Here is a 14997-nt window from a genome sequence, read left to right on the forward strand (position 1 = left end):
TGCTATGGACAAAGATAATATTGAATTTTTAGGGGATAATCATATAGCTTCAAGCATAGAAACACCATTACGTTCTGATGCCTTTGAAAAATCTGATGATGAAAAAATAGCTAATATTCAGATATATTTCCAAAAAATAATGGAAGAGTTAGGTTTAGATATTACTGATGATAGCTTATCTGGCACACCATATCGTGTAGCTAAAATGTATGTAAAAGAACTTTTTTATGGTTTAGACCCTAAAAACAAACCTAGACTATCTACTTTTGATAACAAATATGGTTATAAGAAAATGTTGATCGAGCAAAATATCACTATCGACTCATCTTGTGAACATCATTTCTTACCGATAACAGGTTTTGCCCATGTTGCTTATATTCCAGAAGATAAGGTTATCGGACTCTCAAAATTGAATCGATTGGTAGATTATTATGCACACAGGCCACAGGTACAAGAAAGACTGTGTTTACAAATCTTAAAAGATTTACAGGAGGTTTTAAAAACCAAAAGTGTTATTGTTATGATTAATGCAAAACACTTGTGTGTATCCTCAAGAGGCATAAAGGATAAAAGCAGTTTTACCACAAGCATAGAATATGGTGGACACTTTGAAGATAAGGCATATAGAGATGAATTTCTTAATGCTATTAATTATGAGGTTTAATGAGGTTTAGGATTGTGTTCCACACTATGTAACAAAGTAATTACATCTATAATTAAAGATTATAAAAACAAAAAGTCAAGAATTAATTCTTGACTTTTTCTTTTAGGATAGTAAATACTATTAACTTACTTTAAATATTTACTAACTCTTAGCCAAATACTACTACCGTAGTAAACTACAAAGGGGTCTCCGAAATTACTACTCTTCTTCTTTCATCCAGAAAGGTGTAGCAGCAAACCAAAGGAGTGTACCTATTAACATAAATATTTTCATGTTGGTAGTATCTATAGTGCCTACGAATGAAAGTATACTTACTAACAGTATCAAAACACCTATGGATACCCCACTAATTAATTTTAATATCTTCTTCATAGTTTAAGATTTTTGAAGTTTCATAATAAGTACATATAACACACTGGAGGCAATCCAACAAGGTATTACTGCATAGGCAGGAAACACACCTTTATCAAAAATAAAGTATAACCCTAGTGCCACTGGAATAACCCAGGCCAATAAAACAGCCATATTAAAGCTAGATCCTTTTTCATCTGCATAATCTTGTGTAAAGCCCATTTTTTTTGCTAGATAATGGTTAACAAAAATTACCCCTCCCATGGGCCCTAAGATGGTACCATACAAGCCTACAAAATCGAGCAACTTACTTGATAGCGTAGGGAAAATACCTGCAACTGTAGCCACAATGCCTGCCAAAATTACACCTGAATACGCTTTTGCATTAGCAGGAAATAAACTTTGAAAAGCAAGCCCTGCACGATAAATGGTTGGGTTAGCTGTTGTCCACCCAGCTACAATCACACAGATGATTCCTGTCCATCCTACAACACTCCAGGCTAAAGCCCCTGGGTTAGCAGAAATATCGCCAGTTAATTTTATTTGTGCTGCTAACATAAATGAAGCACAAATCCACGCCATGTAATGTCCTAAAAACATCCCTATAGAAGGGCCCCATCCTGCACGACTATCTTTTGCAAAACGCATAATGGATAAATCAGACATTCCAAAATGCATAGCTGCATTACATAACCAAGCAAAGATTACAATTTTCCAAAAACCAAAATCCACTTTACCGTTAACAGACTGTACCACACTTATCCCTTTATCCCATTCTGTTAATAAACTTTTCCATGAATCAACCTCCATCTGCGATAACGCCGATAATCCACAAGCAGCAAACACAACAATCATCCATGGCGCAGCAATATTGGCAAATTTAGATACTGTATTATAACCTGCTGCTGCAACAATTGCCATTACTAAACCTACAATAATAACAATCCCTGAAAAAGCTGGACTACTTAAACCAAAAATATTTTCGGGCACAGAAAAACGTACGCCGAAGGGGATTCCAACAGCACTGGCCGAAACCGTAATCATAGCACCTGCTAAAAAACAAAAAAGTACCCCATTAACCACGTTGTAAACTTTAACCAAATGCTTTCCTGCAATTTTTTCTAATTGATAATATAAAGTTAGTTTACTTGATACAGCTATGGGAGCCACTATATACCTCCAAGTAAGGATAGCTAAAATGTTACCGATAAACAATCCTAGAATTAAATCCTTTAAACTAGCACCTGCAGCTAGAAAGAGTGGCCCAATCATAAATTCGGTACCAGCAGCATGTTCGCCCGCATACATTCCCAAAAAAGATTTCCAACCTTTTAATCTTGATGCGGGTACTGGGGTTCTCTCAAACTCTCCACCACCAACGTCTTCTATTTCTACTGATGTTTCACTCATATTATTTAGTTATTCGTTAGTTGTATTTCTTTTTAATTAATCCTTTTAAATAAGTGGATAAGAACGAAAATATGATGCTTGTCAGATTTTTGCATCCTGTACTATACTGTTTAACAAATACAGAAACCTACTTAAAAAGCGCATATAAAGATGAAGATAGTAAAAGCTAAGGACATGTGTGTACAGGACAATTTTAATTCTGTAATAACGTATTTTGTCTAACTTTAGTAAACCAGAAAATAATTTGTAAACTTTTAAAAGTACCTTAAAATGAAAAAGTTAGTTTTTATAGTATTAACCTTCTTTCTCTTAACCAGTTTTAACCAAACCCCTAACATAGAAAAAACCTTAAACGCTATCAATGATGGGTTTAAGACTATGGAAGTAAAACTATTACAATGGCCAAAAGCATTACGGCCTGAATTAGGACAACTAAAAGACACGGCTTTTATTGCTTTTCCTAAAACGAAACCAAAACACAAAATACCACTTCTAATATCGCTTCATGGTGCTGGTGGAAGAGCTTGGTCGATCGAGGAACAACTTAAACGCTCTGCAAAAGTTAAAGGGCTTTCCCTTGCGGAATTAGCAGGAAAAGATCTGATATTGTTAGAACCCAATTCTTATGATAAGTGGGATCCTAACACGTTAAACATCATGCTAGATTATATCCTTGAACAGTATTCCCAAATAGATCAAAAGCGTATTTATGTTATGGGGCATAGTATGGGTGGTCGTGGCACTTGGGATTGGATACTACAATCTCCTGAACGTTTTGCAGCTGCTGCTCCTTGTGGATTTAGTGGTGTATCGGAAAATGATAACGTAGAAACACTTATCGCACTTCCTGTATTTGGTATGGTAGGTGGCGAAGATGGCAAAAACGTAGCTTCTGTAGAAAAAATGACCTCATTATTAAAAGCCGCAGGTAACAAAAATGTACAATACATAGCGTTTCCAGGGGCTAATCATCCTCAAGGCAATAAAAAAGTATTTAGTAATATAACATGGATAGATTGGATGCTTAATTTTTCTTCTACGAATTAAGCAAAACTCATACTAATTAAAAAACAAAAAACCCAACTAGAAAGTCAAATTTCAGCTGGGTTTTTAAACTATCAATCATTAATCTAGTATCGAATACCCAGATTTATTTTATTAAGTGATTAGGAAAATCACTGGTGTTTTCACAGCATAACTGTTCCATAACCTGTTGTAATTCGGTTTTCAACAGAGAAATGGTATGGTTACCTCCTTTTTTACCTAAAGCTGATACGCCGTACATAAAAGAACGCCCCATAAACGTAAATTTAGCACCACTTGCCATAGCTCTAGCTACATCAGGACCAGAACGAACACCACTATCCATCATAACTTCTATTTGATCTCCGTATTTTTCTGCAATAGTAGATAATGGTTTTACTGTTGATTGCCCTGCATCAAGTTGACGTCCTCCGTGATTGGATACTATAATACCATCAAGTCCTAATCGGATAGCTTCTTCTGTATCATATTCTGAAGCTACACCTTTAAGGACTAGCTTACCTTTCCACATATCTCTAATTGGCTTAATCTTTTCTTCGTTTAAACGACCGCTAAAAGTTTGGTCCATAAACTTACCAAGTTGTTTTAAATCTAACCCTTTTGGCATATATGGTTTTAGAGTTTCAAAACTAGGAATACCATATTTTAAAGTTTGTAAACTCCAATGAGGATGTGTAAAACCTTGCAAAATATTACTTAATGTCATTTTAGGAGGCATTGCAAGACCATTTCTAATATCCCTTGGTCTGAAACCAAATGTTGGCACATCACAAAGAATAACCAATACTGGGCATTCTGCAGCTTTTGCTCTGTTTATAATATCATCCCTAAGCGAATCTTCGGCAGGATGATATAATTGAAACCAAGCCTTACCTTCTGTTAATTCACTTGCACGTTCTATACTGGTTGTAGTAACCGTACTTAATATAAAAGGTATATTATGCTCAAAGGCAGCCTTAGCCAATATTTCAGGAGAGTTAGGCCACATTAAACCTTGAAGACCTACAGGAGCAATTCCAAATGGCGCATCATACTCTACACCAAATAATTTGGTTTTTAATGATGAGCCATGGTGCTTCCTTAAATAGTTGGGCTTTAATTGCACCTCCCGTAATTCAGAAGTATTGCGAATTAAATTTACATCCTCATTGCAACCTCCATCCAGATATTCAAATGCAAATTTTGGTATCTTTTTTTGAGCCTTTTTCCTTAAATCATCTATTGATGGGTAACGTGTATCAAAACTTATTGCCATAATATTATGCTAAAAATTTCTTTCTTAAATCCTCTACCTGCTCGTCATTTATCGGTACCATATCTCCTAATGAACTACCTAGAACAATAGATTTTGCACTAAATTCTGCTACTTCCAAATAATCAAAAGTTTGCAGTAGCTTATCTCCTGTTATAATAACTGAATCGTTTTCTATAATCAATGCTGTTGGACAATTATCTACTATTTCAGAGTTATTATTTTTTCTAAAATGATGTCCATATTTTACAAAATTTATATCCTGTAAAAATATCCAGCTTTCAGGAATAGTTCTTACATTTAAATATTCTCCTGTAACACCAAATGCCATAAGATATGGGGATTGGGTCATGATAATAGAGTTAACCTTGGGATTTCTATTGTAAATTTCTTGGTGAATCCAAGTAGCCCTACTTGGTATTTTTCCTGCTTCCCGCTTACCTCCTTTTATCTGTACGATATCATCCAAACCTAAATCCCACCTATCCACATCTGTTGGCGTGATTAAAAAATCATTGTCTTTCCAACGCATAGATACCGTTCCATAGGAACCTATCATTAAACCTTGTTGACAGGAACGTTGCACTATTTTACATATCTCTAAACGCTTTTCTACTTCATCTGATGTATAATCAGTGCTGTCCATCTCTGGCAAAACACCAGTTGCTTGGGATTCGAACTCTTCTATTTGCGCATCTGTTAAATATTTTGGTGTTCCAATTTGCGAACCGTATACTATTGTTCTTGCACAAAACTCTAAAGCTTCAAAACGATCATATGCATCTGTTAAATCACTTCCTCCTAAAACAGTACCATGGTTTTCCATAATTACCGCCTTGTACCCTTTTTTAAACTCATCTGCAATTACATCTCCCAAATCTTCACTTCCAGGTAATCTATAATCAGCGTAACCTATTGGACCACATATATGCTTTGCTTGTGATATAATATTTGTGTTTGGTATTTGCCGCACTATACTAAATGATACCAGTGCTGGTGGATGCGCATGAATTACCGATTTTATATCTGGTCTTGCCTCATAAATTGCTTTATGAAACGGAAATTCTGAAGATGGTTTATGCTTTCCAATTATAGTACCATCTTTTTTAACACATATGATGTCTGACGCCCTCAAAGAACCTTTATCTATTGCTGAAGGGGTTACCCAAATATCTCCTTGCTCATCTATAATAGATATGTTACCACCAGAAGTTGTGGTCATACCTCTTTTATATACTCTACTGATGATTTCTGTGATTTGATCTCTTGGGTGGATCAATTTTGTGTTTTTTGACATTGTGTTGCGATTTGGAAATATATTCTTTAATTACTCTTTAGTATAATACTTTATACTTTGGTTACCCATTAACTATAAAAGGCACATGCTTTTTAAGCGCATAATTTTGTTTTAAAAATTTAGAATTCAACTTTTTGTCTGAAATTGAAATAGCCGCTCCTAGCGCTGAACCTAAAGACGCATCAGTAGTGCTTAACTTTTTATCATTAAAATTATGAGACAGTAATTTTATATAAATATCATTATTGCTAAAACCTCCGTCTACATATATCCGAGCTATTTTATCGGTTCCCAATGCTTCTTTAATACACTTAATTTGTAGAAGTACAAGCTCTGTCATTAATTGGTGATAAGCATGTTCATACTTATTATAAAGAAAAGCTGTTTTCTCTGGCATGTTTTCATCTACGAGACTTTCCCATTTAAAACAATTCTTGAAGTCCTTCTTAATCTCCAAATAAGTATCATAATCAAAATCCACATTACGATGATACTCATCATCTACACCAAAGTGCTTGTTGAGTTTCTCTACCTGTAATTTATATTCATTCCCTAAAAATACGCGTGTTGCCTTAACAGGTTTCCCATTAATTCGCATGTAATTAAGGGTATCACTGTTATAATCTTCATTTACAGTATTTTCGTCCGTAAATGGATTAAACACTATACTCCAAGTGCCTGTTGATACTAAAACAAACTTTTTCTTTATACTTCTTACATAAGGCAATAAAGCTGCCGAACTATCATGAATACCAACACCAATTTTTATTCTACTGCCATTGTAATTCATGTTTATACTTGTTTCAGTTGAAACTATTGGGGGCAGTATCTTATAAATACCTTCTTTGTAAACCCAATCGTGATAATCCTTCTTACCAAAATCCCATAGTGCTGTATGGCATCCAATACTAGTGTATTCACTTAACGGAATCCCTGTAAATATGTAACTTAGATATTGCGGTAAATGCAAAGAGTATTTTATTTTAGCATAAACATCAGGCTGTGTATACTTTAACCAATATAACTGTAACCCAGAGTTAAGCATACTTAGGTCAACACATCCTGTAGTTTTTAAAAATTCTTCACGTGGTCCATACTTCTCGAAAAAAGCATCTATTATTGACTTTGGTAAGGGTTTTGTGTAGTTATAAAGCGGTGTTAATGGGTTTCCATTTTCATCTATATGTACAAAACTAGCACCATAGGTAGAAAAATTGATTGCTTCAACATCAAACTCCTTTTTTTCCAATATACGGTCGAAAACTTGTTTTAACCATTTTTTTAAAGCAGGAAGGTTTTCTGTTGGGTGCCCATCTTCATCTTCTACTTCTTCAAACGAAATATATTCTTTGTGAACTTCTTTGAAGCGTTTGTCAAAAAGGAAAAACTTTTTATTGGTTTTACCTATATCAAAAACCGCTGTAACTTTTTGCTTCATTTTTATGGCTATAACCCTGTTGCTACTGTATTTTTACCTCTTTCAGTAATTAAAGTATCTCTCACTCCTAAATCACGATAAGCGTTTATTGGACTTAGTGCTCCTCCTGTATTTAAACGTGCTTTTTCTAATAAAGGTCTAACATCTGTTCTATAAGCACCTTGTAAAATTTCTTGACATTTTACAACGTCATTATCCAACTGTGCTGCTCTAAGAGCATTTTGGTCTATTAACATTGCTTTTGCATAAGCTTCTTGAATTGCTTCTAGAGATTGTATTAAATCTTCTAGAGGATCTTTAACGTTGTGGCTTGCATCAATCATCCATGCTAAATCAGGATTTTGTGGATTGTTTTGCATGCCATATACCAATTCGTTAAAAATTAAGAATAACGCATAAGGCTTAATACTTCCTACTGTTAAATCGTCGTCCCCATATTTGCTATCGTTAAAATGGAACCCTCCTAATTTACCTTTTAATTGTAGGATAGATACAATTTGCTCGATGTTAGAGTTAGGTAAATGATGTCCTAGGTCTACAAGAGTATATGCTTTATCGCCACAACCGTTAGCTAACATTAAAGATGCTCCCCAATCTTGTATTACTGTACTGTAAAAGTTTGGTTCGTATGGCTTGTATTCTACTAATAGGCTCCAATCATCTGGGAGCCCCTTGTAGATATCAATTAAACTGTCCTGCGTATTCTGAAAAGCTGTTTGAAAATTATTTTGTCCAGGGAAACAAGATCCGTCTGCCAACCAAACAGTTAAAGCTTTGGATCCTAGTTTATCTCCAATTTTAATAACATCTAAGTTATGTTGTATAGCTTGTTCTCTTACTGCTTTACTTGTATTACTTAAAGAACCATACTTATAAGTTTCAGCAGCATCTTTTTGATCTTGGAATGTATTGGAGTTTACAGCATCGAACTTAATATTTAAAGCATCTGCCTTTTCTTTTATCGCTGCATAATCTGATGGGATATCCCAAGGAATATGCAATGATACAGCACCTGCTGTTTGCGTTAAGCTGTGTAGAATACCTATATCATCAATTTTTTGTTCTAGACTTGAAGGTTCTCCATAAAATGAAAAACGACCAAAACGTGTTCCGCCCGCACCTAAAGCCCAACTTGGTATAGCAACTTGAAAGTCTGATAGTTTTGACACAATTTTAGAAACATCATGCCCCGATTTACTTAATTTATTTGCCAAAAAATCATAATTCTCGTCATGACTTTTTATACTCTTTTTATTGTTTTCTAATATTTGTTCTTGCTGAATCTTCATGTTTTTTTACCATTTAAAAGAAAAGAAACTCCCATAAAATTACAAGAATTTTAATGGAAGTTTTCTTTTTTAACTAAACTAATCAAATTACTATTACTTTATTTTTATCTATCTGACGAAGGCATTTGCCATTCCACCATCAACATTAATAATGTTTCCTGTAGACTTGTCTAGAATACCTACCAGAGAAAATACGCCATTTGCAATATCGTCTGGAGTAATGATTTCATGCAACAGATTTCGTTTTGCATAAAATGCTGGTAACTCCTCTACTGTAATTCCATTTGCTTTTGCTCTTCCTTCAGCCCAAGCACCTTCCCATATTTTACTTCCTACAATAACACCATCTGGGTTTACTGTATTTACTCTTACTTTATCTTTTGCTAACTCAGCAGCTAATAAACGTACCATGTGCTGTTGTGCAGCTTTTGCTGTCCCATATGCCACGTTATTTGGCCCTGCTACTAATCCATTTTTACTTGCAATAGCGATGTAATCTCCACCTAAACCTTGCTTACGAACTATAGCTGCAAATTGCTTGGCTAAATCAAACTGTCCTTTTACTAAGATGTTTTGTAAAATGTTCCAGTCTTTGTCTGTAGTATCTTCTAATGGCTTAGAAATTGCTAATCCTGCACTATGTACAATAATGTCTACACCTCCAAATTCTAAAACAGCTTTTTTATAGGCACTCTCGATAGATTCTGTGCTTGTTACATCACATACTGCATATGTAGAAACATCTCTCTTGTAAGTTGCGTTTGCTTCAATTAAAGCTTCTTCATTAATATCAGTTAAAACCACATTTGCACCTTCTGCAGCCAGCTTATCTGCAATAGCTTTACCTATTCCTCCACCTGCTCCTGTTACTAAAGCTACTTTCCTTGATAATGGTTTTTCCTTGGGCATACGTTGTAATTTTGCCTCTTCTAATAACCAGTACTCGATATTGAATGCTTCTTGTCTTGGTAAAGACGTGTAAGATGTTATAGCTTCTGCACCACGCATTACATTAATAGCATTAATGTAGAACTCACTGGCTACACGTGTAGTTTGCTTGTTTTTTGCAAAACTAAACATACCAACACCTGGATATATAATAATTACTGGGTTAGCATCTCGAATAGCTGGGCTATTGTCTACTTTACAAGTGTTATAATAGTCTTCGTATTCTTTACGGTAAGCTTCAAACGCTGGCTCTAATTTCTTTAAGATTGCATCTGCATCAGATAAATCTTCATTCTTATCTAACTCTAATACTAATGGTTGTATTTTAGTTCTTAAGAAGTGGTCTGGACAAGATGTTCCTAGAGGTGCTAAACGCTCTAAATCGTTACTGTTGATGTACTCCATTACAACATCGGTATCGGAGAAATGACCAATCATTCTGTTTTCTGAAGAACATAAACCTCTTAATAAAGGCATTAACTGCGCTGCCTTTTCTAAACGCTCTTCTTTTGGTAAACTCTCTACTTTTTGACCTCCAAATACAGGGCCTCCTGCTTCTATTTTCTTAGTGATATAGTCTGAAGCCATTTCGATTACTTCCAAACTGTTTATGTAACACTCGTAGGATGTATCTCCCCAAGTAAATAAACCGTGGCTTCCTAATACGATACCTCTTATTCCTGGGTTATCAGCTAAACACTTTTCTAACTGTAATCCTAAATCGAAACCTGGCTTTTGCCATGGCACCCATCCCATAGTGTCTCCCCAAATTTCTTTGGTAACTTTTTCGCTATCCTCAGCTGCCGCAACTGCAATGAGTGCATCTGGGTGTAAGTGATCGATGTGTGCAAATGGTAACAACCCGTGTAATGGTGTGTCGATAGATGGTGCTTTACTATCTAAATCGTAAATACAATGGTTAAACAAACCAACCATACGATCTTCGTCATGAAGTCCTTGATATACGTTCTTTAAGTCTCTTAATCTTCCTGTATACAAGCCAGCTATACCAGAACGTGTTAATGTACCAATATCTCCTCCTGAACCTTTAACCCACATTACCTCAACATCTTCATTAGTTAGTGGATCTTTTTCAATTGTCTTACAACTTGTATTACCGCCTCCGTAATTGGTAATTCTTAAATCAGCACCTAAAATATTAGAACGGTATAAGAATAATTCAACTTGATTGTCTCCTAACGCTGCGGCTTTTTTTTCATCCCACAGATAATCTACGTATTTAAAGGTCTTGGTTATGTTTTCCATTTTCTAGAATTAATATAATGTTTGTTATTCAAAAATAAATTAGCGACCAATGATTTCTATCCTGTACTATACTGCTGTTTTTGATTTTATTTTTGTTGAACTACTCTTTATAATATTGTTTTTGGTTTTTAGATAGACAATATAATGGTAAAAGCTCCTTGCATCAAACAAAAAACACCCCATATAATACTGACTACAAGCATTATATGAAAAACAAACAACTATTACAACAAAACCGACTGTAAAATAATCTTACAAATAAATTACTGCTTAGTATGTAAAACTTTAATTTAATAGCGAAATTTCTAAATATTCAAAAACAAAAGCTTTACTTTAGATGTTGGTCCAAAAAAAGCTTTAATTTTGGAGAATAATCAGAATAATTCTTAAAATTACCAGAGAATCTTATGGATATATATAAGTTTATAAATATTGATGAAAATTCGAGGGTGCCCAAATATCAACAAATTGTTGATTCTGTAATAACCAATATATCAAATGGAAATTTTAGCATAGACCAAAAAATACCTTCTATCAATAGGTTTAGTGAGGAATTTTATTTATCCAGAGATACTGTAGAGAAAGCATATAGTATACTTAAAGAGCGGAATATTATTACCTCAATTAGGGGCAAAGGGTTTTATATATCGAGAACAAAATTAATTTCTAAAGTCAATATTTTATTTCTTATAAATAAGCTTAGTAATTACAAGTTAAGAACATACAATCATTTTATAAATAACATAGGCGCCAACTCGCATACCGTTTTACATGTCTATCACTGTGATGAAACTCTATTTTTAAATCTTTTAGAGAAGAATAAATCTGCTTTTGATTATTACGTTATCATGCCTCATTTTAAAACCGAACATTTAAAGCATGTGAGCTTTACTGAAAAGGCTTTAAAAATATTAAACAAAATCCCCAAAGATAAATTAGTTGTTCTTGACAATGTTAAGCCCAACCTTAAAGGAGTGTTGGGGGAAATATATCAAGATTTCGAAAATGATATTTATGAAGCTCTAAGCAAAGTAATCAATAAGATTAAAAAGTACAAAAAAGTTATTCTCACTTATCCTGACAAATCGGTTTATCCTTATCCGAGACGAATTTTGCATGGCTTTAGAAAGTTTTGTGTTGAACACAAATTAGATTTTGAAATATTAGACAAAGTCTATGAAGACATGATTCTAAAAAAGGGAGATTTATTTATAACCATAGAGGAATCTGATTTGGTAAATTTAGTAAAACAGGTAAGAGAAGACGAGTATACTTTAGGTAGTGATATTGGAATTATTTCTTATAACGAAACCCAACTAAAAGAATTACTTGGTATCACGGTAGTTTCTACTGATTTTAAAATTATGGGAGAAACCGCTGCTGAAACTATTTTAAATAAAAAGAAGACTTCTTTAAAAGTTCCATTTCATATTATAGAGAGAGACTCTCTTTAGAAAGTTTAGGTTACTTAAATATTTGTCTTCCGCAACTATTTAGCAAGCCTATCAATCATATTTTTTAAAGTATGTGTTTGATGCGTTTGTTTTTATAACTTCATTTTTATAAACTAACTTTCTCCCATCTCCTATATATATACTTTGTAGCTTACTATTAGCATTCAATGTAATAACCGCAAAAGTGCCATCAAAGTGCAAATCTAACTCAGCACTTTTAAAGACCTCGTTTTTAGATTGCGTAATTACATACTGAATTAAAGTTTCAGAAGGTGTTTTACTCACAATTTTTAAGCCTTTATAAAGTCCGTCTTGTTCAATTTTAGTAACTGATTGAATAGATGGCGTTTCCTTTTCATCATAAGGCTCAAAAACCACCACAAATGGATTCTTCCATGCCTCGCCTTCTTTCCTAATAACTAAGGTTGGTGTTGGCTTATCATCATAAGGCTGAGGGGACTCAAAAGTAGTTGGAGCCTTTACTTTGGTATAAGTTCTGCTTTCAAAACCCGGAATATGCAATTGCATAAAAATATCATCTTGTTTTAATTTTTTTGTATGAAATGTAGCTTTGACATCTCCTATGTAAGGCTTTGATGTTTTTACATCTTCGAAAAAATGCCATCCTGGGTGTCTATAAACTTTATTACGTTGCCATGGCGCATCTGCATTCGCCATAAATCTGTCAGGAGTTTTTTGAAATTTTAAATCCTTATTTTCAAAAGTGAGTTTATCGCCTATATTATGATATAAGTAGTCGTGATATTCATTTGGTAGTCTGGATTTTGAGCGAAACACATCCATATAATACCCCGTAGTTGGCGAGGTTCTAATTAAAGCCAAGGTTCGTTCTTGTGTGGCTTCGGCCTTATCTCCTTTATCATCCTCAAAACTTGTTAAACTAAAAGAATGATATGGGGACACGCCTTCCAATCCAACTTCAGGTTCTATAGAAATGAGTTTTACTTTATTCATCCCTAAATTAACCCAGCCACCTTCACCTTGAGAACTCCCGTTTACGATTACCGTATTATGAGCTGCAAAAATTCTGGAGTAATTTTCATGAAGGTCAACCCCATAGCGATTTCTGCCGTTATCTACTCCTAAAACTTGCCCTTCACCGTATAATTCAATATTCATACCTTCTGCATGCCCATGTACCATGTGAGCACCACCAACAAAACACATTAAACCATCTTTGGGGTTATTTGTACTACTTAAATTACGCTGTAAAACAATACCTGCATGATACACTCTATCCGTCCGTGACAAGTCTACATTTGTAGATGCATTATCAAAACTGCCATCGTACCAAAATAAGGCCTCAACCCCTTTTCTTTTATATTTCCTCTTACTAATTGCCCTATTAATAAGTGGTGCAAATTTATTTTGAATTTCCGTTAACCCATCCATCTTAGCCACGACATACGCATCGTCATAAGCTTCATAAGGCACATGAGCATGCCTATGTCCATCTCCCCAACGCACAATTTCATTGTTAGGATATACAAAATAATCTAGTCGTGGTAAGGCATGCAATACATTGGAATGCTTTTCCCCCAATCTTAAAGTTGGGTCGTATTTATTTAATACCAACATCAATCTTGCTAAAATGGATGTCGTATGGTTTAAGTATTGAGAGGTTTCTGGCCAAATATCGCCTTCATTTTTATAATTTTCAACCATAATATCTAAGGCATCTTGGTTTTCAGTACTTTCGGTTAAGAAATAGGACAACCATTTTTCTCGCTCCGTTTCATCATCCATCGCTAAGGCATTATACACCAAGCTAGGTGCTTCTAAAACACAGTGGTTTGATCCTGTTTGCCCATAATTAACAGTAATATTTGCGTAACCTTTAAATACTTTTTGAGCCTCATCAAAAGGAAAATTTACTTTTTTGTTTTTAATGATATCAAAAGCCTTCCCTTCCTTTTTAAGATAAGGATGGATAAAATCATAAATTAACGGCAGTCTATACCCTATAACACGTACCTCACGGAAGCCATCATACGGAAATAACCAACCGCCTCTTCCTCTCCAAGTAGATACTTCAGATTGCTGTACTGCTTTTAAAAACGAATATAAAATGCTACTTGCCATGTAAGCATATTTCTCATCTTGGGTTATGTAGTACATGGTACCACAATCTAAAGCCACTTGTAAATGTGCAATTAAAAGTTCGGCAGGTTTCCAATCTTCATCAGTTGCATTATCCAAATTTTCTTGAACACCATTCCTTATATGTGTTGTTTTAAAAAATGGCGGAAAATGATTTTGTTGTTTTTTAGACCAATTAAAGGGTAATTGTTTAATATATGCCTCTGGATTTTTATAGAATATATCTACTTGCTTATCGGTTTCCTTTTGCAAGTTGACATAAATCTCTTTTGCCCAACCTTGAGTTTCAATTTTATTGAGTATTTGTTGACGTTCAGAAGCTTTTACTAATATAAATGGACGTTCTGGAGCTTGAGACCATGCCTTAAACTGAGTTATGGTAATTAATGCCAATAATACATAGCAACCTCTTATCTTTAATTGTTTTAATAGTTTCATTTGCTGTATTATTTTATTAATTCTT

General features: G+C 34.3%; 11 protein-coding genes. 3 read left to right on the plus strand and 8 right to left on the minus strand.

Going from position 1 to position 14997, the window contains the following annotated elements; translation table 11 throughout:
* Nucleotides 1–4: 4 nt before the first annotated feature.
* Nucleotides 5–664, plus strand: a complete 660-nt coding sequence (folE, locus tag JS605_RS07625; RefSeq protein ID WP_203257100.1) for a GTP cyclohydrolase I FolE — start codon at nt 5–7, stop codon at nt 662–664.
* Nucleotides 665–862: 198 nt separating this feature from the next.
* Here the strand turns inward: folE and JS605_RS07630 are convergent, their stop codons facing one another.
* The gene (locus JS605_RS07630) at nt 863–1036 is read right to left on the minus strand and encodes a hypothetical protein (RefSeq protein WP_203257101.1); all 174 of its coding nucleotides are present in this window, start codon (nt 1034–1036) and stop codon (nt 863–865) included.
* A gap of 3 nt (nt 1037–1039) precedes the next feature.
* Nucleotides 1040–2425 (minus strand): purine-cytosine permease family protein, encoded by a 1386-nt coding sequence (locus JS605_RS07635; protein WP_203257102.1) that lies wholly within the window; start codon nt 2423–2425, stop codon nt 1040–1042.
* Between the two features lie 270 nt (nt 2426–2695).
* Here JS605_RS07635 and JS605_RS07640 point away from each other — a divergent pair, with 270 nt between their 5' ends.
* Nucleotides 2696–3472: a carboxylesterase family protein gene (locus tag JS605_RS07640; RefSeq protein ID WP_203257103.1), complete on the plus strand. Its 777-nt coding sequence runs from the start codon at nt 2696–2698 to the stop codon at nt 3470–3472.
* A gap of 103 nt (nt 3473–3575) precedes the next feature.
* Here JS605_RS07640 and JS605_RS07645 read toward each other — a convergent pair whose 3' ends face one another.
* The 5 genes from JS605_RS07645 to JS605_RS07665 all read right to left on the minus strand — a co-directional run bounded on the left by JS605_RS07645 (nt 3576) and on the right by JS605_RS07665 (nt 10959).
* Nucleotides 3576–4724: an alpha-hydroxy acid oxidase gene (locus JS605_RS07645; protein ID WP_203257104.1), complete on the minus strand. Its 1149-nt coding sequence runs from the start codon at nt 4722–4724 to the stop codon at nt 3576–3578.
* Between the two features lie 4 nt (nt 4725–4728).
* Nucleotides 4729–6018: a class II aldolase/adducin family protein gene (locus JS605_RS07650; protein WP_203257105.1), complete on the minus strand. Its 1290-nt coding sequence runs from the start codon at nt 6016–6018 to the stop codon at nt 4729–4731.
* Between the two features lie 61 nt (nt 6019–6079).
* Complete coding sequence (locus JS605_RS07655) at nt 6080–7456, minus strand: FGGY-family carbohydrate kinase (RefSeq protein WP_203257106.1); 1377 nt, start codon at nt 7454–7456, stop codon at nt 6080–6082.
* A gap of 8 nt (nt 7457–7464) precedes the next feature.
* On the minus strand, nt 7465–8745 hold the full coding sequence (locus JS605_RS07660) for a sugar isomerase (protein ID WP_203257107.1): 1281 nt from the start codon (nt 8743–8745) through the stop codon (nt 7465–7467).
* Nucleotides 8746–8853: 108 nt separating this feature from the next.
* Nucleotides 8854–10959, minus strand: coding sequence for a bifunctional aldolase/short-chain dehydrogenase (locus JS605_RS07665; RefSeq protein WP_203257108.1), 2106 nt, complete (start codon nt 10957–10959; stop codon nt 8854–8856).
* Between the two features lie 407 nt (nt 10960–11366).
* Between JS605_RS07665 and JS605_RS07670 the strand changes: the two genes are divergently transcribed.
* Entirely contained in the window at nt 11367–12413 is a 1047-nt protein-coding gene (locus tag JS605_RS07670) for a GntR family transcriptional regulator (RefSeq protein WP_203257109.1), read from the plus strand.
* A 51-nt stretch (nt 12414–12464) separates the two neighbouring features.
* On the opposite strand, the gene JS605_RS07675 is transcribed toward JS605_RS07670, so the two are convergent.
* Nucleotides 12465–14972 carry a heparinase II/III domain-containing protein gene (locus JS605_RS07675; protein ID WP_203257110.1) on the minus strand — a complete coding sequence of 836 codons (2508 nt, stop codon included), beginning with the start codon at nt 14970–14972 and terminating at the stop codon, nt 12465–12467.
* Nucleotides 14973–14997: the final 25 nt, after the last annotated feature.

Origin of the sequence: Hyunsoonleella ulvae (assembly GCF_016827605.1) — a bacterium.
In the GTDB taxonomy this organism is placed as follows: Bacteria; Bacteroidota; Bacteroidia; order Flavobacteriales; family Flavobacteriaceae; genus Jejuia; species Jejuia ulvae.